This window comes from Dyella flagellata (assembly GCF_030160275.1).
Lineage (GTDB): Bacteria > Pseudomonadota > Gammaproteobacteria > Xanthomonadales > Rhodanobacteraceae > Dyella_B > Dyella_B flagellata.
On the sequence record NZ_BSOA01000050.1, the window covers coordinates 174754 to 196800 of the forward strand.

Consider the following 22047-nt stretch of genomic DNA (forward strand, 5'->3'; position numbering starts at 1 on the left):
TGCTGGCCCCAAGGCTGTATCCCATAGACGAAGGAGTGACTTGGTATGAGCGCAGTTGTCTACAACACCTACTACACCTTGTATATGCAACAGGGCGTCAATCTCTACCTGTCCTGGAAAGTCCCCCTTGTATATTGGGCCTATCTATACGATAGCCCCAAGGACTTATGGTTCATGAAGGTCAACGGCACCAACAGCGGGCCGGTCATGACCGGAGACGTTTTGCAAATTGCCTGTCACCTTGCCGTTGCCGGACGAGTCGCCTTTCTACAGAGCCGGGGCTTGAACGACTGGACCGTGGAATGGGCCAGTGCCACTCAAAGTACGGTCATGCAGTGGCAGATCTGGACGGATGCGGATAGGACGCCTGGATTGCCGATCAACGTAGACGATACGGTCTATTTCACCAATGTCGGTTACGACAATAACTTGCTCATTCAATACCTGCCGCAGTACCCGGATTACCTGACCACCGGACCTGGCACCGTCCCGTGCCAGTTCCAGATTCAACCGGAAGGCGGTTCGCAACTCGCCCGCAGCGGGGGTGCCGTGCCGAAGGACACGCTCAAGGAAGTGATGGCTTGATTTGCACCAAGCGGGAAGTGCAGACCACCACCATGTTGAAAGCATTTCTTAAAGCCCTGCTCCAAGCGGGGCTTTTTTATTTGTCAGATGCGCGCATTGCACGGTCGAGGCGCAATCGGGGACATCCAGGAAACGGTCCCCAGCCAACTAGGCGCCAATGTCAGATCACGGTCCGGAACTCTTAGGCAAGGCGATACCTCGCGAGCTTTTTGGCGGATGTCCCCAATTAACCCCTTCCCCGATTGGCCCCCAATTGCCGTGCCCAATTGCCTTCTAAGTCACGTTTCTTGCGGTGATCGGTCGTGCTAAATTCATCACTTCACGACAATATCCGTGCGTCGGATAGCGCCTCAAGTCCAGGGATTGGCGCTTTGCAAAGCAGCGACTCTGGAGGGCTTATGCAGCACACGCAGAATGCTTCTCACACAGCGCCGGTCAACGATTCCACGGGGACGACCGAACTCACGCCTGACCGGCTTCTTCAGCTTGGCATGGGCTTCTGGGCTTCCAGGACCATGCTTTCCGCCGTTGATCTTGGTGTGTTTACACATCTGGTGGGCGGCGGCACCGCGAAGCAACTCGAGGAGGCCATCGGTTTGCATTCGAGATCGTCACGGGATTTTTTGGACGCCCTGGTTGCGCTGGGGGCCCTTGAACGTGATGGCGAAACGTATCGAAACACCCCGGACGCCGATCTTTTTCTCGACAAGGCGAAACCAAGCTATGTCGGCGGTCTGCTGGAAATGATGAGTTCGCGTCTGTATGCCCATTGGGGCTCACTGACCGAGGCGCTTCGCACCGGCGAGCCGATGAATGCGGCAAAGCACGAGGGATCTCCATTTGATGAGCTTTATCGCGACGAAGCATCGTTGCGCAGTTTTCTTCAGGCGATGACGGGCGTCAGCCTAGGGGCAGCGAAGGCTATCGCAGAAAAATTCCCGTGGAAGGACTACCGCACGTTCATCGATATCGGTGCAGCTCAAGGCGCCTGTCCGGTGCAGATTGCACTTGCTCACCCGCACTTGAGCGGCGGCGGCTTCGACCTGCCCATGGTCGCGCCTGTCTTTGAAGACTACGTGGCATCGTATGGGCTTGAGGATAGGCTGCGTTTCTATCCGGGTGACTTCTTCAACGACCCATGCCCAACGGCGGATGTGCTGATCATGGGGCACATCCTTCATGACTGGGATCTCGAACAAAAGAAAGCGCTACTGGCGAAGTGTCACAAGGCACTTCCGCCCGGCGGGTGTCTGATCGTCTACGACGCAATCATCGACGATGATCGCAAGAAAAACGCCTTTGGCCTGCTGATGAGCCTGAATATGCTCATCGAAACACCCGGTGGCTTCGACTATACCGGCGCTGATTGCTGCCAATGGATGAAGAACGCTGGCTTTCGCGACATGCGCGTCGAACCGCTGCTTGGTCCGGATTCCATGGTCATTGGTGTCAAGTAAGGTGCAGCCGCTCCTTGGCTGCCTGACCGTCCGTTAAAGCGAGGAGCACAATCGGGGACCATCCAAGAAGCGATGCCCAGCCAACTAGACGCCAATGTCAGATCACGGTCCGAAGCCCGTGAGCAAGCCCGTACTTCGCGAGCTTTTTGGTGGATGTCCCCAATTGGCTCCCCAATTGGCCCCTTGCGGTCTCAGGAGGTCCATGCGATCGGCTATCTGAGCCCCAGTGGAACGGCTCTTCTAACGCTGATAGATTGACCGGGAAATGTCGCGTCGTATCACTTACAGGGAGAAGTAGCTCAATGAAACTTGGTCATTTTTTTCTGGCGGGCTTGATCGGGCTCACCGCCGGCAGCGCCCACGCTGACAAGTTGGGCATCGGCACGACTTGTTTTGGCCTGGAGACATTCGTGCCTCCGGTCATTGCCGGAACACCGATGGAAAAGCAGGTTTCCTGCGGCAACTTTAGCGAGGGTCCAAAGAGCGAATGGAATCGGACCCTGGTCGCCGAGGGAGGCCCCTCCTCAAGGGTCACCCTGACAATCGTAAGGAGTACCTTCCCCGTCGCGGCGTGGGGCGACTTGAGCCAGAACGCGAAAGCGGCGACGCAGAATGAGCAGGTGATCGCCACGCTCAAGCAGGCGGCCGGAGCCGATCCCAAGTCGGTCGCGCCGATGATAGCGACCCTTGAGAACACCCGCTATTTCACGGTGGCCCGGCAATACGACTCCATGGTCATGTGGGACAAGGAAAAAAGCCGCGCCACCCTGAGCATCTATATTTCGGCCACGGCGATGGTCCAGGCGGAATATCCGGCCGCCAGCCCTGATGAGGCCATAGCTATCGCCAAGGATCTTTATCAGAAAGGCGCCATGGCTGGGCTTGCTTCCTTCGTGCCCAAATAATCGGCTAAAGGGCTGGGCGGTGATGAAGTCGGAGGTTGGCTCGACCGCATTTCGGTCCGCTGTTAAGCCGGAACGTACGTCAGCCTGATCATGTCCTCGCCGATTAAATCGCTGGCCACGAAGCGGAGCGGCGGCCGAGGACCCGTGAAGAATGGCTTGCCATGGCCCAGCACGAAAGGGCGGAAGTAGAGTCGATACTCATCGATAAGGCCCAGGTCGGCCAGGCTTCGCGCCAAGTCTGGTCCGGCGACGTCGATCTCCCCGGTGAGCTTGACCTTCAGTTCCCGTACTGCCACCTCGATGTCATCGGCGACAAGGGTGGCATTCGGGCCGACTGACGTCAGCGAGCGTGACACGACCCACTTCGGTTTGCTCCGCCATGCCGCTGCAAAGGCGCGGTCGTCCGCGTCCCAATCCGGAAGGTCATCGTCCCAATAGCGCATGATCTCGTACATGCGGCGGCCGTACAGCATGCCCGTCAGGTTGCGCACGTGTTCCATGAAATAGCGAAAAGCCGATGGAGCGGGAGGTCCTAATGCCTGGTGGTCGACATAGCCATCCAGGGACTGCATCAATCCGAACACAAGCTTTGCCATGGGAAGTCTCCCCTTGAGAGGCCTCGGGATGAGGGTGGCAGCCGTAGGGCACGGATTTGGTTGAATGATACCTCTTGCCCACCTTAGTCCTTTTTTGTGGCGACATGGTGCTGCAAAGCACCCAATGCCTGGGCATCGTCAACCGCGAAAACATTTCGTGCAGCATCAGCATGGTGAGCGATACTCCTGTATTGACTCGTTGCTGAGCCTGCTCACTCCCGCAGATACCGCAGCTTGAACAATTCGTGGTCGTTACCTAAGCCAAGCTTGCGGAAGGCCGAATGCTTCTGCGCGCTGATCGTGGTGACCGAGCGGGAAAACTTTTGGGCGATGGCCTTGATGGACATGCCATCGAGCATGCAGCGCAGTACCTCATGTTCGCGTGCGGAAAGTTTGACGGCGTACAGCAACTCGTCGCCGAGATCCTTGCCGGACTCGTCACTCTGATGGATGGAATTGATAGGACCGGCAAGGTCGGTCAGGTGCCGGCTGAAATAGGTCCGGCCCGCGGCTACTGCTCGGATGGCCACGTACAGTTCGGACTCATGCTCCGTCTTGCCAATGAAACCATGTGCGCCGGCCCTCTGCGCCACAGCCATCGTAGCGGTGTTGCAGTGGGAAGACACCACCAAGACCGGTACACGCGGATGATGCAGATGTAAGGAGCGTAGCAACTTGGCGCCATCGATCTCCGTCGCACCGAGCGCGTAGTCCGTCACAATCACGTCGGGCCGATCTTCCTTTAGCGCCTCGAAGAGTTGCCGCGGCGTGCAAAAGCTGCCGGCCACATCCAAGCCGTATTCAAGCTTGAGCAGCAGCTCCATGCTATGGCGTACCAGTACATGGTCTTCAAGCAACATCACACGCAAGCGTGGCGATATGGTGCCGGACATGGCCTACTCCCTTTTCAGATTAGCCTGACGTTGCCTATTTCCCTTTCTCGTCGCCCGCATCGTCAGCTCATTCAAAATGGCGGGCGATAGCCTCTTTCAACACGGAGAGCGTGCGCTGTATGTCAGCTGGTGCAAGCGGTGCATAGCCTCTTGCCGCGAGTTCCAGCCGATCCGCCAACTCGGCCGCCCGATCCGCATGCAACACCAGCGCCGCACCCTTCGCGCGATGCGCAAAGTGCGCCATGGAGGACGTGTCTTGCCTGGCCAGAGCCCGCTCGTACTCCTGGATGTCCACGTCGATACAGGCTCGGCGCCATCGGGACGGCAGAGGTTCATCCGGTGCTAGTCCGGCAGGCGGTGGCAGATTGAGCCAGCGCGCGAGGGTGGCATACAGCTCTTCGGAGCGTAGAGGTGTTTGCAGAACACCATCCAGCCGGCTATCCAAGGCGCGACGCCAGTTCTCCCCATCTGGCCCCACAACGGCAACGAGGGGAATGTAGGCGTGCCTTGCCAGGTTGGCGACGCCCAGGCGCAGCACGGCTTGATAGACGGCCTCATCCGGCCCCTCCAAGGCCATCAGGATCACGTCGGGCGCCTCAATATCAATGGCATTCAAGGCCGCCTGGCTGTCAGCTACGGGGAGCGGGTCCAGGCCAAGCGTCTTGAGTTCGCCGATCAAACCGCAGCGCGTTTCAGAATCATCCGCCACTATCAGGATGCGCGCCGGCTTCTTGGGTCGTGCGTTGTACACGGCGGAGGGTTCTCTCACTGCCAAAGGCTTGAACCGCTCCGCTGAGCGGAAACCGTAAGCAATGAGGTTGGGAGATGCGTTCATCACGAGTGCTCCAAGGTGCACACGCCGTACATGGCGAACGGCGCGTCCCGTTAGCGGCGGGGTTGAATGGTGGGCATGGCTGGGGGACGGGACCGGTGCTGTTGCTGGGGGTGTAGTACCCACGGGCGAATTTCAGCGTGGCTGTCGCCGAGAAGGCTGCGAAGACACAGCCAGGCTGTGGCGGCCGCCATGGATGTTGTGATCAGGGCTGCCAAGTGGTCGCCCACGCTGATGAGGAAGTAATCCAGAGTGAGGATGGGGACGGCAAGGCTGGTAAGGACTGCGGCCGTGATTAAGACAACACGTTTCATATGTCCCCAGTCTTGGGAGCAGGCAGAGGAGGTCGCCATGGCTTCGCCTGCTCCAGCCTTGGCGCGGATCGGGGGAATCCAGAAGGCATGGGGCCGGTCCGTTACGGTGAAGTATACGAAAAACAAATGAATATTAGAAAAACAAATTATTATGCTTGGTTGATAGCGTGGCGACATGACCAAGCCACCCGCCAAGCGCGCCAAAAAGCCGAAACCGCGGCCTAAGGCGACGTCTGTCCATCGGAAAGAGCACCGCCTGGTGGCTCAGATGCTGCGGGAGTTGCGATTGGCGGCTGGGATGACTCAGGAGCAGGCCGGGGTGGCGGTGGGGCTTACTCAGGCCGGAATCTCTGAATTGGAAAACGGTGCGCGCGGGCTGGACCTCCTGGTGGTCCGGGACCTGGTCATCTTTTACGGCGCCGACTGGCATGCCGTGGTCGCGGAATTGGATCGGCGGATTGCGGCCGATCCGAAGCCGGCGGCAGCGCTTATGAAGCGCCCAGCAACTGACCCCTAGGCTGATCTTTCTGCCATTAGATCCGGAAAGCACAGGTTATTCTGGGTCGCGGATGGTGGCCGAGGTGTCCGGGTTATTCGGTTAGGGAAGGGGGCTGGGGTAAATCCTGCGGGTCACTTCGCGCCAGGTGCTGGCCGAATGCCATGTGGGCTTGGGCTGTATGTAGTCATTTAACTACCCTTCCTCTTTCGACCGGACTTTTTGATAGATCACTCGGACGCTATCAAAAGGTATACATTTCGGAAAATGTGCGGGGCCGGTGGGCGGGGCTCACTTCAACCGTTAAACTTGTTAAGGGTGTAATTTCAGGGAAGCGCAGCATGTCTTTCGTAACTCCGCTGCGGTACCCGGGCGGCAAAGGACGTCTTGGACCATGGCTAGCTCAACTAATGCGAGCCAACAAGGTCAGTGGTGGGACCTACGTCGAGCCATACGCCGGCGGTGCGGGTGCCGCAATCTATCTTCTCACTCAAGGCTTCGTTGACCGGATCGTGATCAACGACATAGATCCTGCCATCCATGCCTTCTGGTGGGCGATATTGAATGACACTTCGGCTTTCGTTAGACGCGTCCGTCGGTGTGCTGTAAGTCTTCGACAATGGGAAATACATCGGAAAGTGCTCGAGAATCCTGCGAAGCATTCTTTGAGCGAGGTTGGCTTTTCAACTTTCTTCTTAAATCGGACCAATCGTTCGGGAATCCTGAGCGGCGGAGTGATCGGCGGGAAAAATCAAGATGGCAATTACTTGCTAGATGCCAGATTCAATCGCGAGGATCTCGCTGAGCGAATTGAGCGTATAGGATCAATGCGCGACCATATCGAGCTTTATGATTTGGACGCGATGAAGTTGCTGCGTCAGCTACAGCCAGAGCTTCCAAAAAAAAGCCTCATTTACTTTGATCCTCCTTATTACGCGAAGGGATCACAGCTCTACAGAAATTTCTACGGTCCCGAGGATCATCAGCAAATCGCTGAAAAAGTGAAATCTCTTAGATCTCCGTGGCTTGTAACTTATGACAATTGCAAAGAGATCAAGGCTCTATACAGAGGGGCATCTAAGCTTGAGTTTTCACTTTGCTATTCGACCCATCTTGCTAGGCCGCAGGCGACTGAAGTCATGTTCTTCGATAACTTGAAGATTGTGGAAAAACCGTTCTTACGTCGCTAGCCAGCCCAGCACGCCTTAACATACGCATCAACTTCGTCCCATAGGGTATTGAGTCCCTGAGCATGTGGGTGCGCTTTATCGGAATGCATGTAAGCACCGAGGGTTTCGTAATTCATGAGCCCCTCGTTTTCGCGTGTGCGTCTTAAGACGACTTTTAGTTCCGCAGCATTCAACATACCTTTTTCAGCCATATGTTCGGCAACCGCGGCAATTTGAAGATGCGTTTTGTTCTCCCTTTTTACCCCTCTATGCGTACGCATGTAATGATTTGTGCTGAACTCAAGCAGCATTCGAAATAGGGCCGCCACTGCTATAGGCGTCTTTGCAGGCTCCAGTCGACGTAACTCAGCAACGATGTTTGCCGCTTTAGTCACGGATGGATTAAAGCCGGGGGCGCCGGTCTTGCTAAAGAGATATTTGCGGTCCCAAGAGGGTTTTGCTGGCCCTTTTCCTTCTTCTTTACCTTTGCCGGTAGCACCGCGTTCCTTCGAATCCTTTCCTCCGTTGGTTTTTCCGGGGCTTTCTTTCGCTTTGCGCCCGCGTCCTCCGTTTTCCTCATCACCATCAGGGCTGTTGGTTGAGCCGTTTCCACCATGATTCGTGGCCAACCCAACTGCAGCTCGCACATGCGCGATGTAAGCGGCCTGCTGAGAATTTTCAAAAACGTCATCTACGCTCTTTCCGCCACCTGGGGCGAAGTCGGCCGCTAGATGCTGAGCGACGGCAATGGCCTTGTCCAAATCGACTAACGGGGAAACATTGTCGTCAGTAACGTCAAAGCCAAGCGCCTTGAGATTCGCTTTTGATAGGAAACGAGTGATGCTGGTGATTGGAAAGTCATCATCAACCTCTACGCCGTGCTCTTCGGCCCATAGAAACAATTGACCGGCTCGTTTATCAGCGGCAGAGTGTCCATGCCCGATTAAGAAGATCGTTCGTAAGAATGCCGACCAGTTAACCTGCCCCGCGCCATCGCGCTGTCCAGCATGTCGCTTAAGGACCTCTGCAAGCAGCGCGTCCGTATCAGTAGACGCATAAACATCTACGCTGGAGGGTATGTCGATCACTGCACGATTACGAATGCCTTCGATCTGATGCCGAAGTGCTGTTATGTGGCACAAAGTTGGATCGTTCAGCAGCTTAAGTGCAGTGACGCGTCTGTTTCCGTCCCAAACTCGATAGCGCCTGCGCTCAGTTGGTTCAACAAGAATAGGGGCTGTCGACAAACCTTCCGACGCTATATCCGAAGCTAATGCTAAGAGTAGCTTTGGCTTACGCAAAATTCGGGCAATACAATCGGCTTGGTCGGCACCAGATCTTATTCGAGGATTATGCATGTCCAAAAGCAAGTTTTGAACTGGCACATCCTTGACGAAATTGAACTTTGCCCGCGTCATAAATTCCCCTGTTTCTAACGTCCAAGTGTTGATTCATCTAGTGTAGCTAGTCTGAACGAATCTAACTGCCCATTCAGCCATTAAGACTTCATGGCATATCAATCTGCCTGCAGCGCGGAGCACTAGGCCTTCTTGCGCTTTCGATTTTGGGGCGGCGTATGCGGACTGCCCGTATCTACACCATCGGATGCTAGTAGGGTTGCTTCCTCAGGGAATAGTGTTAACTGAACTGGGCTGTTAGTAAGCCGGAGTCGAAGCTTTAAAGTAGAGCTAGTTCTAGTCACCGTGGCGCTAAAAAAAAGATCATGCCTCTCGCCGGACTGTGTCGCCAAATCAAATCTATGGTTACCTGCTGCGTATTCATTAATGTATGCAGGCATAGTAAGTGTGATTTGTCGTTCTGGAGAACCAGTGATGTCAATCCGGTGATCGATATGAAAGTCGCTTTCCGGTCTAGGTAGCTGTTCCTGTCGTGCAATATTTCTCGGCGGCTCACCAGTTTCTTCGATGAGATCTTCGGCTAGTGCAGGGGGCAGTGAGGTCCTGATTAACATGAGGGCCTCTTTGAACCCACCTCGCTTTGCCCTTTTTTTCTCCTGAGTTCTTAATACCTCGCGCGGCTCGATGTCGAGAGCGCGCAAAAGAGCATCTACTACTTCCTTAAGATCTGCTACTTCCTCACAAATCGAATCCGCCGTTCTTGCATCAAGTACCTCAAACGCTTCCTCTAAGAGTTTGTCCTTTAAGGCTTCAATCAGTGCATCGCCCGTAAGATGAACAACTTCGACTTGTTCGCCTCGACTTTTAATGTCTTCAGGAATTTTATCCCGGACAATTTTGTTGTATTCGATTTGCTCTTCTTTTATGCCCACTAGATCGACGAGCTCGACGTTGCATCTTGCTTTCGACAATATATAGAAGACGTGTGAAAGCAAGCCGCCACTTAGCTCAACAACGTAATCGTTCTGTTTCGAATGTTCCGCCAAGGCTAGTACAAAATCGCGATCCCTGACGATTTCACTGTCCTCGGGGCTTATGAAGACTCTTTCAACCTTAACGCCATCCGCCAAATCATTCTGCAACTGTATCCACGAGGCTCGATTGGTGATTTTTCGAAACTGCGAGCTCTGGCGCTTCTTTCGTTGGAGGGCGCTTTTATAACCATCGGATGGGCGTTCCCATTTATCATGAAACCACGGCAGAACCTGATGTTTTGAGTGCCCGATGGGTAAATCGATAAACCACATTGCCACGACAGGGTAGCCAGCTTTGGCCGCAATCAACCTAGTCGTCCAAGCGATTTCCTGAACCCATGATTGCTTAGTGATACTACCTGTCCAATCTGAATCTTCATCGGTGTGATGAACAATCCAGTCACCTTCTTCGCTCGGTGCAATGAACTTGCCTTTGTATCGTTCTCGCTTGAGAATCACTTTGCACTTTGTTCGGCTTCCCTTCGATACGTCGATAACTCCCGTATCCACGTCATAGACATCATGGGCGAAGTAGTAAAGGCCTTCCGGAATCCCCCAAAGCGCTTCGATGCGAACGCGACGTTTGTTTGGCAACGCCTGTGCCCAAGCTGAAGCTGTTGCGGGTATGAAATGATGGCCCATCAGCACGATATTCCTAGCGCTTTCTAACTTAAGCATCGCACTCCGGAAAGAAGTAGTGAGCCACTGAATAGCAGCGTCTGCAGATCTAAGCTCATCGCTCCTAGGAAGCATTTCTCGCTCACCGGGCTGCAGATCGGTGGCGTCAGTTCTAAGAACAAATGGGCGCGAACATAGTGTTTCAAGGTCATCCTTTAATGACGCTGGGATCACTCCGTCTTTGATGACCGACTGCATGACCTGTTCATCATTCATTACAAAGAACGTTGGCATTGAATAGCCAAGTTCTTGGTACATTCGCGCGTTCGCTAATTTTCTGTAGCTAACGAAATGCTCTTGTTTTGCTGAGCCAAAATGCTTCAGGTTCGAATCATCAATCGGTGCGCGTTTCGATTGGGAAACCAGAGCTTTCGGCGTTACACCAATTAATTTTTGGGTTAAGAAGTCGAGTTGAACGATCCATACATTTGTGCCGTCCCATATCCACTCGAAGTGTGCTCGGTGTGGATGTGCCCATGATGCTACGGCTCGCAGTGCTCTCGTAATTCGGGGGTGAGAATCGCAAGACAGGGGGCTTAGTGAAGGTGTTGACGCATCACGCCAATGTCTGATCCCCAATGGCTCCATGCCACCATCTTTTTCGAACTCGACTGTCCAGTCGCGAGGATGGCGTGAAAGGCGCCTCTCATTTGAAAGATGTCCTTTTTCCGGAGAAGGAACACGTTCTTGGACAATAAAATGGACTGTCTGGATGCGCTTTTGTGCTCGAATGTGCGGCGAGGCGGCCAGTCGTTTTATATATTGCGATGCTTCAACTAGTGAGCAAGTCCAACTGTCAAGTGATCCACGCTCTTCAATTCCCTCCTTGGTGCCGCTGGATCTCACGTATACGGTTGCAAGATCACTGATTCCGCACTTCTTTGCTGCTCGACCTATTGCGTCTTGGGAAGGCTTTTCTTTACCTGATACAACGAAAAAGCGGGGAACCCATGGCTCTGGAAGTTGGAGTAGGCCGTAAGCTTTAATCCCCACGCGCTCGGTCGTAATTTTGCTTGAGCTAAGATTGAGGCAGCGATTGCTGCTGACTAGAATGACCGACCTATTAACCGGATGTGATTCGTTCAAATCCATCTGACTTGTCATTCTTGGTGAGCTTTACTTTGTGGGCGTCTTATCTCGCCGTACTGCGTGTGCTTGCCCGAAGAGGATGTCGGCAATTTCCTGCATCTTCCTCGAGGCGCTATCACCGAAGTAGCCTGCGATAAACCCGAGCGATACGAATGATGCTCCACCGTGACTGTGGTTAACGTCAAAACCGAAAAGCCCAGCGTCCGCTAGTGCACCAACTGCAAAAGCAAAACCACCAGCTAGTAGTGGAGAAAGAACTCGCCATAGTTCGCGGTCCTCGTTCCAGTATCCGCGAGCGGCGACCTTGTAAAGGTATTTCAGGCCAAATAGTGACCCGCCAAGCACGCCGGCAAACACCATATACGCATATCTGTTTAGTGTTGCCGCGCGTAATGTATGGCCTTTGCAGTCAAGCCAAATAGCCAGATCTCCGTGCCACGTCAGCAGGATACCCACTAAGGCCAGCGCAAACACTAATGTTACGTATGCTGCTTCGCAACGAATTCGGATGATGATGTGTCGGGGATAACGAGTTTCCCAATTAAATCTGGGGCGCTCATCATCATTGATCTTTTCGTCCTCTGAGCTTGGAGGAGTGGAGTTTGCCTGCGCTCTTGCGAATATAGCCTTGTCGTCGGCATTTGAAGGGCCGGCGGGCTTGTTCTGTTCAGGCGGCGGGCAGTCACCTTCGCTCACGCAACTGAGGCCAACTCGGCATTGCTGAAGTTAAGTAGCCTTCTTGCGCTTTCTTTGGTTAAGTCGTACTGAGGATGGGTTTTATAGTCAAAGAGATCTGGGCAGCCAAGGCGCGTTGCTATGACTTGCCGAAAAAACTGCGATCTACCTTCACGCAGAATGGCTAACTGTCCAACTGTTGCGTCGGAGTCGTACCTATCGGCAACGAATAGATATTCGTTCCCGGCCACGACCGAGCTTATTTCTGTTGCGCGGCAGGTCTGCCAACGTAGCGTTTCGTCAAACTGTTCTGACGCAGATTCGAGGCTGAATGAGAGCGGTACCAGATGCATATGTGCATGTGCAGTACCGCAACTGGTTTGAGACAAGTGGTGCTGGCTACCGTGCTCAAATACCACAGTGGGTCCGAAGTCCTTGGTGACAATTCGGTGAGCTTGGTCTAAGAAACGAAAGAATGCTTTGGAGCCGTACTGCGACAACAGGTTGAGGGTGTGTTGCCGAGGTGCGACCAGCGACCACCCTTTCACTAGGGCGCCGACTGAGACAAATGCCGCGTACTGCTCTCCCTTAAGCCAAGGGGAGTCATGGAGAGCCGCGATATCAGCCGTACCTTCAACAATCGAGCAGAACCGGCAGGTGCCCCGCGAGGCGGTTGGCATTTGTATCTCCAGATCGGGCTTCATGTTGATCTTATCATTTGAGGTTGCCGGCGAGCATCCTAGCCTTCTAGCCAGAAAGGTCGCCTAAATCTTTGTTATTGAAAAGATATAGGGTTCCTCCGCCCTTTCGCAAGTAGCCCCATTGTGGTTCAGCTAGGCTGCGTCTCCACCGCGAGCAGCTCTGGTCAACGCACGCCAGAGCAGTCTGGGGGTAACTATGGGGGTAGGCCAGCTCTTGCCGACTCCATATATCAAGGTTTATCCGGTAGTTGTTTGTTTTATGTGAGTCCACCCATACCGCCATTCTTTCAAGGCGCATCGCCGCTAGCCGTCGTCTGGGCCAGATGGCGCGCGGCTTGGCTGGACGCGGGCTAGGACATCGTAAAAAATAACCTGGTGGGGAATTGCGGTGCAGGAAATGCGCCCAGCGAGAGCGTTAGATAGGGCGCAATCGGGAACATCCAAAAGAAGCGGTCCCTGGCCAACTAGACGCCAATGTCGGATCACGACCCGAGGCTCTTTGAGTGGCATGCCCCAAGCCAGCGTCGACTGGCAGGTTTCAGGCTCCGGTTATGCCCGCCTCCTTCTGATGCAGGGCCGACGCCGTCGGGCGGGGAATCTTGATGGCGCGCGCAGACAGCACGCGGTACAGCCTTACATCTTCTCCGTCATGTTTAATAACCGCCACGTACGGCAGCGGCGCGAGAATCCACTCTTTAGTGCCGGGGCGGCGGCCTTCGACACCGGGGTTCTTGATGGCGTATTGAGTTCGATCTTGCTTCGCAGGGTCGCCATATAGGCTATAGAGTCGGGGTGGCCGCCCTTTAGTGCAAAGTCTCGGGCAGCGCGCAGGTCCCTTTGACGGTGCGATCCAAATAGTTGATTTCCATGCGTTAAGCCCGCTTCTTTACTCCACTGTGCGATGCAGGTTTTGCCTTGCGCTTTCGCAAGTCGCGTCGTTGGCTGGAGTCTTGACCGGCTTCTCGCTCTCGCACGAGCCTTGCGGTTTCTGCCTCCAGTTCCGCCCAGACTTGATCGTGCGGGTGCCAGGTCGCCTGACCGCTCGCCTCCTCGGTCAGCGCTATATCGACCTGCTCGCGAAACCATTGGTCGTGGGCGAGCGCTGCGGCCGCTAGCCGCGCATTGATGGTCACATCCGGTCGGCCTGCGCGCACGCGGCCTTTTTCATAAGTGGACATGTCTACCGTGAAAGTCGATATAGACTGCCGTTCGCATTTCCATCCTCTGGAAAAGGCAACGCCACCTCGAAGGGTGGCGTGCGGCCCGGCGACCGAAACCGCCGGGGATGTGCTGTCCATGCTATTGGGATGGCAAAAAATTGCAATGACGCTCTTTTGAGCCTATTCACTTTTTTTGTGACATTAAATTTTTGAGCCCAAAAAGTTGAGGGCTAAATCCCCGTGCTGTTAGCTCGGCTGAGAGCACTACGAAGACCTCAACTGACATCGTGGTGGCCTTTTTTGTCTCGTCCGAACGAATCTAAGTATTTGATAAAGTGCCGGTATCTAGCTGTTGGAAATCCTTTGTCGTTTATGACATTTGCACCAAGCCAGCGCGTTGTCCATGGTGGTGCAATGAGCGAGCAGGTGTCCCCAAGCTGGGTGGAGAAGATGTCAACCAGGTTGGCGGTGGCCGATGGGGATTTGCGCGTGCAGTGGATCAATCCGGCGCAGGTGGAGTTGCTGGGGCTGGGGCTGCCCACGACAGGTCTGGATGCAGATGTATTTGTCCGCAAAAGACGGTTACAGGGCGTCGATGTACGGTTCCAAAGCTGCCACGCTCGCAGTCAGTTGTTGCTGCAGAAAAGTGTCTAGCAGTTCGCGTGCTGAGCGTGGCGGCCTCGTAAGCGTTTCGCGTTGCGCGCGAACGGCAGCTACGACGGTACCTACATGCAAGTCGATCAAGTGCCGGATAAAGTCGTCGGGGTGTTGTGCATCCATGCCTTTGGGCTTCAATACCTTATCTGGGAAGTCCCTCACGTTGTACGTCACGATGACGTCAGCACGGCCACAAATGGCAGCCGCAAAGACGTGGCGATCGTCCTCGTCGGGAAGCTGCAAGGAAGCTTCGAGATCTTCGTATCCCGTAATGAGGCAATCGGGGATAGCCTGGTTCATTAGCTCTCGCGTGCGTTGCAGCTGTTCCGGCTTCAAATCGGAGCGGTTTTTCAGGACGTTTCGTGTCCATTCGTCGTGGATGCGCTCCGTCCACCGTGCTCGAAACAAGCCGGTTATGGCCAAATGCATCAGCAAATCACGCAGTGGTGCGGGGTACAGAACACATGCATCGTAGAGCGCGACAAAGGCCATTCAGTAGCCCATATCCAGCTCTTGTGCCTGTGCGGCCAATTCCTCCAGGGCGACGCGGCTTTGTGCGTCCCGCTGCTCTTTGTATTTCAGGACGTCGCTGACTTTGAGCCGGCGGTGCGTGCCGGTCTTATGAAACGCAATGTGGCCTTGCTCAATCAGTGAAACAAGGTAGGGGCGGGAGACGTTGAGTAAGTCCGCTGCCATCTGTGTAGTCAGCTCGGCATCCGTTGGCATGATGCTTACACCGCGGCCTTCGGCCATGTTTGCCAGAATATCGACCAGCATGCGCAAGGCGCTGATGGGCACCTCGATGGTTTCCTCGTCGCCGTTGTGGATGCGTAGCCGTGCCGTCTCGCCGGTTCCCAAGCAGGCGGCCAGAAGCCGGCTGCTGGTACGGGCTAGTTCGACCTCGCGGACGGATGGCGATGGTGCCGCGTCCACGGTTTGGCGTTTGCGTGTGGCGGTCATGAGAGAACTCGCTGTCTGCGTGTGTGAGGGAGCGATTCGTGCCGCAGTTTTGGCGCCGTAGTTTCCCACTTCGAATTTAAGCCCCTTAAGTTAGCGGCCTCTATTTCGACGTCTCCATTCTGGCACCCATCCGAAATAAGCGCAATATTCGAAATAATCGAAAGGTGAGGGAGCCCATGTTTCAGTCATCTGTTTGAGAGAGGGGTTAGTTCAGTCCTAGAGGTATCTCAGCTCGCCTCGACAGTTGGCCTTTGTCGTTTTAAGCATTTGCACCAAGCCAGCGCATTGTCCATGATGGTGCAATGAGCGAGCAGGTGTCCCGAGGCTGGGTGGAGCAGTTGTCGACCGGGTTGGTGGTGGTCGACGGGGAATTGCGCGTGCAATGGATCAATCCGGCGCTGGCCGAGCTGCTGGGGCTGGGCTTGCGGCATGCCCAAGGGCAGCCGCTGCAGGGTTTGTTGCAGGATGCCGGGGTCGCGGAGCAGGCGGCGCGGAGTCTGGCCGAGCAGCGTTCGGTGCAGTGTCGCGGGGTGCTGTTGCCTGGGATTGCGGGTGGCCAGCGGGTGGATGTGGCCTTACAGCCGCTGGAGGAGGGCGGCTTGCTGGTGGAGTTGCACACGCTGGCGGAGGTGCCGTCTACGGTTTCGCCGCTCTCGGCGACCTTGCGTGGCTTTGCGCACGAGGTGAAAAACCCGCTGGCTGGCCTGCGTGGCGCGGCCCAGCTGTTGCAGCGCCGGTTGGAAGATCCGGATATGCAGGCCCTGGCGGCTATGGTGATCAACGAAGCGGATCGTCTCGCGGCGTTGGCGAACCGTCTGCTGCATCACGACGGCGCGCCGCGCCTGGCGCCGGTGAACCTGCATCAGTTGATGGAGCGGGTTGGCGAATTGATACGTGCGGAGCCGAAGCCGCCGCGTTTGCGGCATGACTACGACCCCAGCTTGCCGGACGTGGAGGGTGATGCCGATCGCTTGCAGCAGGTGTTACTCAATCTCGCGCGCAATGCCATCGAGGCAGGTGCGAAGACGCTGAGTTTGCGCAGTCGCGTAGAGCACGGTGTGCGTCTCGGCGAACGCATGTTCCGCAGCGCGTTGCGGCTGGATGTGATGGACGATGGTCCGGGCGTGCCGGCAGCGTTGCGCGACACCTTGTTCGAGCCGTTGGTTTCCGGACGAGTGGATGGAACCGGCCTTGGCCTCGCCTTGTCGCGCGAAATCGCGCACGAGCATGGCGGCGAATTGCGCTACGTCAGTCGTCCAGGCGAAACAGTGTTCTCGCTTTACCTGCCTTTGCCGCCGCGCATGGGCGTTGCAACCACGGGGCGTGCTCATGGCTAAACCGAATGACCGGGCCGGCATCTGGATCGTCGATGATGATCGCGGTGTGCGCTTTGTATTGGCTGAGGCGCTGCGCGATGCCGGCATGGAAGTGCGTGAGTTCGAAGACACGGCGAGCGTACGCAAAGCCCTGCGTGAAGCTAGGCCGGCACTGCTGATCACCGATGTGCGGATGCCTGGCGAAAGCGGGCTGGCGCTGCTGGAGGAGTTGCACGCGCAAGGCGTTGGTCCGGTGATAGTGATGAGCGCCTACACCGATGTCGCCACCACCGCCGCGGCGTATCGCGCCGGTGCGGTGGATTATCTGGCCAAGCCGTTCGATCTGGATCAGGCGTTGGCCTCGGTGCAGCGTGCATTGGCGGATGCGCCGCAAGCGGAAGTCGCAGCTGCCGCCACTCCGTTCCCCGCGCATGCCTTGCTGGGCGAAAGCGCCGCGATGCGCGAAGTGTTTCGCCTGATTGGACGCGTTGCCGCAAGCGATCTCAATGCGCTGATTACCGGTGAAACCGGTACCGGCAAGGAGCTGGTGGCGCGCGCGCTGCATGAGGAAAGCGCGCGGCGCAGCAAGCCGTTCGTGGCCTTGAATACCGCGGCTATTCCCAGTGAGTTGCTGGAAAGCGAACTGTTTGGCCACGAAGCCGGCGCCTTCACTGGCGCCACGCGACGTGTAGCCGGGCGCTTCGAGCAAGCTGAAGGCGGCACGCTGTTTTTGGACGAAATCGGTGACATGCCGCTGATCCTGCAGACGCGCCTGCTGCGCGTGCTGGCGGGCGGCGAGTTCTATCGCGTCGGCGGGCGCGAGTTGATCCGCTGCAATGTGCGCATTGTTGCGGCCACGCATCAGGATCTGGATGCGCGCGTAGCTGCGGGACAGTTTCGTGCCGACCTCAAGCATCGCCTCGACGTGGTGCGGATTGAATTGCCAGCGCTACGGCAGCGCCGTGCGGATATTCCGTTGTTGGCACAGCACTTTTTGGCCAATGCTGCGCAGGAATTGAAGCTGCCGCCGAAACGGTTCTCGAAAGCGGCGCTGAAGGCGATCGCGCAGCGGGATTTTCCCGGCAACGTGCGTGAGCTGGAGAACCTGTGCCGACGCCTGGCCGTGATCGCGGCGGGTGCGGAAATTCTGCCGGCGGACCTGGGCAAACCGGCCGAGGCGCAGGGCGGTGGTGACTGGACAGACGCCTTGCGCGACTGGGCTGAGCGTGCGCTGGAACGTAACGAGGCGGATATTCATACGCGTGCGCGAGAGGCGATGGATCGCGTATTGATGGAGGCGGCGTTGGCGGCCACTGACGGGCATCGCCAGCATGCCGCAGCGGCGTTGGGTGTGGGCCGCAATACGCTCACGCGCAAGTTGGGTGCGTCGCGTGCGCGGCGCAAATCCTGAGCAAAGAGGGCAAGAAGTGTCGAATTTGATAGTGCGTCCCGCCGAACGCGGTGACAGGGCCAGCATCGCCGAGTGGAACGTGGCGATGGCCTGGGAAACGGAGCAAAAGCAACTGAATCTGGAAGTGCTTACGCGCGGTGTTGCGGCGGTGCTGGATGAACCCAAGCGCGGGTTTTATCTGGTGGCCGAGCTTGACGGGCAGGCCGTAGGTTGCTTGCTGGTTACCTACGAGTGGAGCGATTGGCGCAACGGCGATTTCTGGTGGTTCCAGAGCGTGTATGTAGCGCCGGAAGCGCGCCGGGCCGGGGTGTTTCGCGCGATGTACGCCGATGTGGCGCGGCGTGCCAAAGAGGCCGGCGCGGTGGGTTTGCGGTTGTACGTGGAAACGGAGAATGCGCGGGCGCAGCGAACGTACCGGGAATTGGGCATGGAGCAGTGTCACTACTTCATGTATGAGCAGATGCTTTAGGCGATTTCACCTGATTTCGTAGGCTGGGATGCCAATCCCAGCATCGGAATGCAGCATGCATGGCAATGCTGGGATTGTCATCCCAGCCTACAGGACGCCCTTCACGCCCGCACCGAACGCCGTGATCAAGCGCGTATAGATCAGCTTCGGTGAAATCGCCACGTCCGGGAAATCACCCACCGAGTCATAGCAGCGCGTGAAGTCCGGATCGGAGGGCTGCAGCGGTGGGCAATTGACGCCGGTTTTCGCCTCATAGCTGGTGGCGTAGCGGAAGGGCCAGATGTCGAACAGGGGCAGCCTGGCCGATATGTCGCCGATCACCTGACTGATCTGGCCGAGGATGGGAATGACCGGTCTGCGTGGTGCGATCACCCATGCATTCTGCGGCTCGGTGGCTTCCAGCACGGAATCGCGCAAGATCTGTGCAAAGCGCGGGTCATACACGATTACCCCGCTTTCGGTGTTGTAGTGATCCGAGCGCGGGTCGAAGTTGTGCGAGCCGACCATCCCCAGGTCGTCGTCGATCACCAGCGATTTGGCATGCAGGCCGAAGCGGCGGCCCGGACTGGTCAGCGGCGCGGGGCGATTGCGACTGCCTTGGCTGCCGAAAAAGCCGGGGCGCCGTTCGGTGCCGGGAAAGCGCTTGCGCCGCGAGCCTGCCGCACCAGCCACGATCGGGCCGTCGTCGTCTTCATCCTCGACGTTGGCTTGCATGTACGCGTTGGTGGCCAATTCGGCGCGCGGTTTCAATTCGTAGATGTTGAAGCCGTACTTGTAGAGGTAGCTTTTGCGGTGCTTGTAGGAGAGGGCATACACCGCGAAGGCGTCGGTGGAGGCCAGCGAATTGGTCGATACGATGATTTGCGGCGCCGGATTTTCGCGGTGCAGGTACTTGAAGATCTTTTCGGCGCGGCGGCTCATCACCAGGTAGGGTGTCTGCAGCACCACTTCTTTCTTGGCATGGTTGACCAGCTGCATCAGGTGGGCAGTGAATTCCCGCGCCTGGCGCCGTGTGGGCTGCTCGGTCTTGGCGGGCAGGTCGCTGAAGTACTCCACTTTGCTGGTGTGGAGGCTTTCGCTGAGGAGGTGTTCGTAGAGCCAGTCCGGGTCTTCCGCCTCGTCCTGGGCGGCGGCGACGCGGGCGGGGTAGACATAGCGTGGGCCGGGCCATGGCGGCGGCGAGGGATTACGCAGAATCAGGCGGTTCACGTCGCGCAGATGGGTGAGGGGCACGGCGCGCTTGTGATTCCAGAACAGATCGAACTTCTTGCCCATTTCCTGAGCGGCCGGCCCGCCCACCATCACGTCGCGATCGACGTAGTCGAAATCGTTGTCCCAGTTGAAGTAGCGGTCCTGGTAGTTGCGCCCGCCGGTGATGCCGATGGTGTCGTCCACCACCAGCACCTTGTTGTGCATGCGCTGGTTGAATTTCATGAAGCAGCACAGGATGCCAGCGGCGAATTCCAGCGGTGGCGTACGCGCATTGTGAAAGGTGGGGTTGTATAGCCGCACCTGCAGGTTGGGGCTGGCGCGCGCGAGCAGGGCGAGCATCGCCGGGTCATCGAACGAGAACAGCTGGTCGGCGAGTATGCGCACGTTCACGCCACGCCGCGCCGCGGCAATCAGTTCGTTGAGGGCAAGCTGACCCAGGTCATCCTCGTCCCAGATGTAGCTCTGTACGTCGATCGAGGTTTTCGCGGCGCGGATCAAGTTGATGCGGGCCGCCAGCGAAGCTTCGCTGTCGTCGAGCAGGGTGACGACATGCTGGGGATGGTCGGGGGTGGAGTCGGCCAGGGCCTTGCTGGCCGCGTCGAGCAGGGGTGATGGCGTGGCGCAGTGATCATCGCTGTTGCAGGTCACCTGGCGATCGACGCTGGCGGCGACAACCGCATCCGCTTGGCGGATTTTTGCGTGGTCCAGCGTGCAGCCCTGCAGCGCAGACGCCAGCAGGAGGAGGAACAGAAGGCTGCAACGTGTGCGCATGGACAAACCCGTTCAATGCTTGCGCGACGTTGTACCGGACGCAACCTGAAGGGCGCGCCTGCACGCCTGCGCTGTTGTCCGCTCACTTCTGCACATACGGTTCACCTTCCCTATTGGCGTACAAACAGAGCCTGCGGGCTGCAGGCTAAGGCCGCTCGGTGCGAGCAGCCCCATGATAACGGCCGATCAGCAACGGCCGTTCAACGGGTTTGGGGGCGCAGCGTGATGCTGAGGTTGAGGTCGACGCTATCGGACACGGCCAAGCGGTCGCTGGTCATGCCGTAGGTGCTGCGTTGAAGCGCGCCACGCAAGATGATTCGGCACGGCGTCACGGTGAACCCTCCGCAGTGCACTGGTTCCACCGCGAACTGGATGGGGGCGGTGATGCCGCGCAAGGTGAGGTAGCCGGTGAGGGTACCGCCATGGTCGAGCTGGGCTTGGGCGAAGGGGTTGGAAACGAAATGGATGGTCGGGTGATGCCGGACGTCGAAGAACGCCTTGGCCAGCAACCATCTGCGCATCCGCGTGGAAGGCATCGCCACGCTGGCCACCGGAATGGTGGCGTTCACCACCCAGTCGCCGGAACCTGGGCCCTGCTCCACGTCGCCGTCGACATGGGTGAACTCGCCGCTGACGTTGTCCACCCAGAACACGCGGACATGGAACATGGCTTCCGAATTGACCGGATCAATGCGGTATTCGGTGCCGGTTGCCGCTGCAAGCAGCGGCAGCAGGAGTAAGAAGAGAGCCATATGCCGCGGTGCATGACGCTGCAGCGCTGGCACATGACGCTTCATGGCGACCAGAACGCATCCAGTCGTGCGTTGCCCGGTTCCAGCGGGCCATCCAGGTGTAGCACGGCCAATCCGGCCGGCGGCATGCCACGAAATTCGTCGGAGCGGCCCTCCACCAGCAAGGCGACCAGTCGTTCGATGCCCGGGTTGTGACCGACCAGCATCACGGTGTTCGCATCGCCGTGCTGGTCCAGCAGGGCCAATAGTTCGCCGGGTGTGGCGTTGTAGATCTCGTCCGCGGTCAGCATGGACGGGGCGCGCTCGAGTTCGCCCAGAGCCAGGTTGGCGGTGGCGCAGGTGCGTTCGGAAGGAGAGCACAGCACCCGATCGGGTTTTTTGCCATGTTGCTTCAGCCATTCACCGGCGGCGCGCGCTTCCTGTTCGCCGCGTCCGCTAAGGCGACGCACCTCGTCTTGCCCGCCGGGCGGCGCGGGCTGGGCTTCGGCGTGTCGCAGCAGAATCAGTTCGTGCATGACTGTGGGTGCTCCCGAAGAAAGTTCTGGTTCATGGTGAAG

21 protein-coding genes are annotated in these 22047 nt (G+C 57.2%); 8 read left to right on the forward strand and 13 right to left on the reverse strand.

Features of this window, described 5'->3' with window-relative positions; genetic code table 11:
- Window positions 1-45 precede the first annotated feature (45 nt).
- The 3 genes from QQJ96_RS22050 to QQJ96_RS22060 all read left to right on the forward strand — a co-directional run bounded on the left by QQJ96_RS22050 (window position 46) and on the right by QQJ96_RS22060 (window position 2947).
- Window positions 46-585, forward strand: a complete 540-nt coding sequence (locus QQJ96_RS22050; protein WP_284334194.1) for a hypothetical protein — start codon at window positions 46-48, stop codon at window positions 583-585.
- Window positions 586-983: 398 nt separating this feature from the next.
- The gene (locus QQJ96_RS22055) at window positions 984-2042 is read left to right on the forward strand and encodes a methyltransferase (RefSeq protein WP_284334195.1); all 1059 of its coding nucleotides are present in this window, start codon (window positions 984-986) and stop codon (window positions 2040-2042) included.
- Window positions 2043-2344: 302 nt separating this feature from the next.
- Window positions 2345-2947, forward strand: coding sequence for a hypothetical protein (locus QQJ96_RS22060; protein ID WP_284334196.1), 603 nt, complete (start codon window positions 2345-2347; stop codon window positions 2945-2947).
- Window positions 2948-3009: 62 nt separating this feature from the next.
- On the opposite strand, the gene QQJ96_RS22065 is transcribed toward QQJ96_RS22060, so the two are convergent.
- From QQJ96_RS22065 to QQJ96_RS22075, 3 genes are all read right to left on the reverse strand, one after another.
- Entirely contained in the window at window positions 3010-3543 is a 534-nt protein-coding gene (locus tag QQJ96_RS22065; protein WP_284334197.1) for a dihydrofolate reductase family protein, read from the reverse strand.
- A gap of 212 nt (window positions 3544-3755) precedes the next feature.
- On the reverse strand, window positions 3756-4436 hold the full coding sequence (locus QQJ96_RS22070; protein ID WP_284334198.1) for a response regulator: 681 nt from the start codon (window positions 4434-4436) through the stop codon (window positions 3756-3758).
- Window positions 4437-4503: 67 nt separating this feature from the next.
- Entirely contained in the window at window positions 4504-5271 is a 768-nt protein-coding gene (locus QQJ96_RS22075) for an Hpt domain-containing response regulator (RefSeq protein WP_284334199.1), read from the reverse strand.
- 486 nt (window positions 5272-5757) lie between these two features.
- Here QQJ96_RS22075 and QQJ96_RS22080 point away from each other — a divergent pair, with 486 nt between their 5' ends.
- Together QQJ96_RS22080 and QQJ96_RS22085 are read left to right on the forward strand one after the other, a co-directional pair.
- A complete protein-coding gene (locus QQJ96_RS22080) occupies window positions 5758-6099 on the forward strand; it encodes a helix-turn-helix domain-containing protein (protein WP_284334200.1) in 342 nt (113 codons plus the stop codon).
- Between the two features lie 320 nt (window positions 6100-6419).
- Window positions 6420-7268 carry a DNA adenine methylase gene (locus QQJ96_RS22085; protein ID WP_284334201.1) on the forward strand — a complete coding sequence of 283 codons (849 nt, stop codon included), beginning with the start codon at window positions 6420-6422 and terminating at the stop codon, window positions 7266-7268.
- Here QQJ96_RS22085 and QQJ96_RS22090 read toward each other — a convergent pair.
- The 7 genes from QQJ96_RS22090 to QQJ96_RS22120 form a co-directional block, all read right to left on the reverse strand.
- Window positions 7265-8665, reverse strand: coding sequence for a ParB N-terminal domain-containing protein (locus tag QQJ96_RS22090; RefSeq protein ID WP_284334202.1), 1401 nt, complete (start codon window positions 8663-8665; stop codon window positions 7265-7267). The two genes, QQJ96_RS22085 and QQJ96_RS22090, sit on opposite strands and share 4 nt — an antisense overlap.
- 122 nt (window positions 8666-8787) lie before the next feature.
- A complete protein-coding gene (locus QQJ96_RS22095; RefSeq protein WP_284334203.1) occupies window positions 8788-11409 on the reverse strand; it encodes a nucleoside triphosphate pyrophosphohydrolase in 2622 nt (873 codons plus the stop codon).
- Window positions 11410-11433: 24 nt separating this feature from the next.
- Window positions 11434-12102, reverse strand: a complete 669-nt coding sequence (locus tag QQJ96_RS22100; protein WP_284334204.1) for a hypothetical protein — start codon at window positions 12100-12102, stop codon at window positions 11434-11436.
- Window positions 12099-12785 carry an HIT family protein gene (locus tag QQJ96_RS22105; protein WP_284334205.1) on the reverse strand — a complete coding sequence of 229 codons (687 nt, stop codon included), beginning with the start codon at window positions 12783-12785 and terminating at the stop codon, window positions 12099-12101. The genes QQJ96_RS22100 and QQJ96_RS22105 overlap by 4 nt, the downstream gene beginning before the upstream one ends.
- A gap of 869 nt (window positions 12786-13654) precedes the next feature.
- Window positions 13655-13960 (reverse strand): hypothetical protein, encoded by a 306-nt coding sequence (locus tag QQJ96_RS22110; RefSeq protein WP_284334206.1) that lies wholly within the window; start codon window positions 13958-13960, stop codon window positions 13655-13657.
- Between the two features lie 564 nt (window positions 13961-14524).
- Complete coding sequence (locus tag QQJ96_RS22115) at window positions 14525-15091, reverse strand: PIN domain-containing protein (protein WP_284334207.1); 567 nt, start codon at window positions 15089-15091, stop codon at window positions 14525-14527.
- Window positions 15092-15559: a helix-turn-helix domain-containing protein gene (locus QQJ96_RS22120; protein ID WP_284334208.1), complete on the reverse strand. Its 468-nt coding sequence runs from the start codon at window positions 15557-15559 to the stop codon at window positions 15092-15094.
- Between the two features lie 302 nt (window positions 15560-15861).
- Here QQJ96_RS22120 and QQJ96_RS22125 point away from each other — a divergent pair, with 302 nt between their 5' ends.
- Genes QQJ96_RS22125 through QQJ96_RS22135 form a run of 3 tightly spaced genes read left to right on the forward strand, consistent with a single transcriptional unit; the run spans window position 15862 to window position 18755 of the window.
- Entirely contained in the window at window positions 15862-16896 is a 1035-nt protein-coding gene (locus tag QQJ96_RS22125) for a two-component system sensor histidine kinase NtrB (RefSeq protein ID WP_284334209.1), read from the forward strand.
- Complete coding sequence (gene ntrC / locus QQJ96_RS22130; protein WP_284334210.1) at window positions 16889-18286, forward strand: nitrogen regulation protein NR(I); 1398 nt, start codon at window positions 16889-16891, stop codon at window positions 18284-18286. The genes QQJ96_RS22125 and ntrC overlap by 8 nt, the downstream gene beginning before the upstream one ends.
- Before the next feature lie 16 nt (window positions 18287-18302).
- Window positions 18303-18755, forward strand: a complete 453-nt coding sequence (locus QQJ96_RS22135) for a GNAT family N-acetyltransferase (protein ID WP_345782723.1) — start codon at window positions 18303-18305, stop codon at window positions 18753-18755.
- A gap of 87 nt (window positions 18756-18842) precedes the next feature.
- Here QQJ96_RS22135 and QQJ96_RS22140 read toward each other — a convergent pair whose 3' ends face one another.
- The 3 genes from QQJ96_RS22140 to QQJ96_RS22150 form a co-directional block, all read right to left on the reverse strand.
- Window positions 18843-20738 carry a phospholipase D-like domain-containing protein gene (locus QQJ96_RS22140; RefSeq protein ID WP_284334211.1) on the reverse strand — a complete coding sequence of 632 codons (1896 nt, stop codon included), beginning with the start codon at window positions 20736-20738 and terminating at the stop codon, window positions 18843-18845.
- 200 nt (window positions 20739-20938) lie between these two features.
- Entirely contained in the window at window positions 20939-21490 is a 552-nt protein-coding gene (locus QQJ96_RS22145) for a YceI family protein (protein WP_284334212.1), read from the reverse strand.
- A gap of 41 nt (window positions 21491-21531) precedes the next feature.
- Window positions 21532-22005 carry a SixA phosphatase family protein gene (locus tag QQJ96_RS22150; RefSeq protein ID WP_284334213.1) on the reverse strand — a complete coding sequence of 158 codons (474 nt, stop codon included), beginning with the start codon at window positions 22003-22005 and terminating at the stop codon, window positions 21532-21534.
- Window positions 22006-22047: the final 42 nt, after the last annotated feature.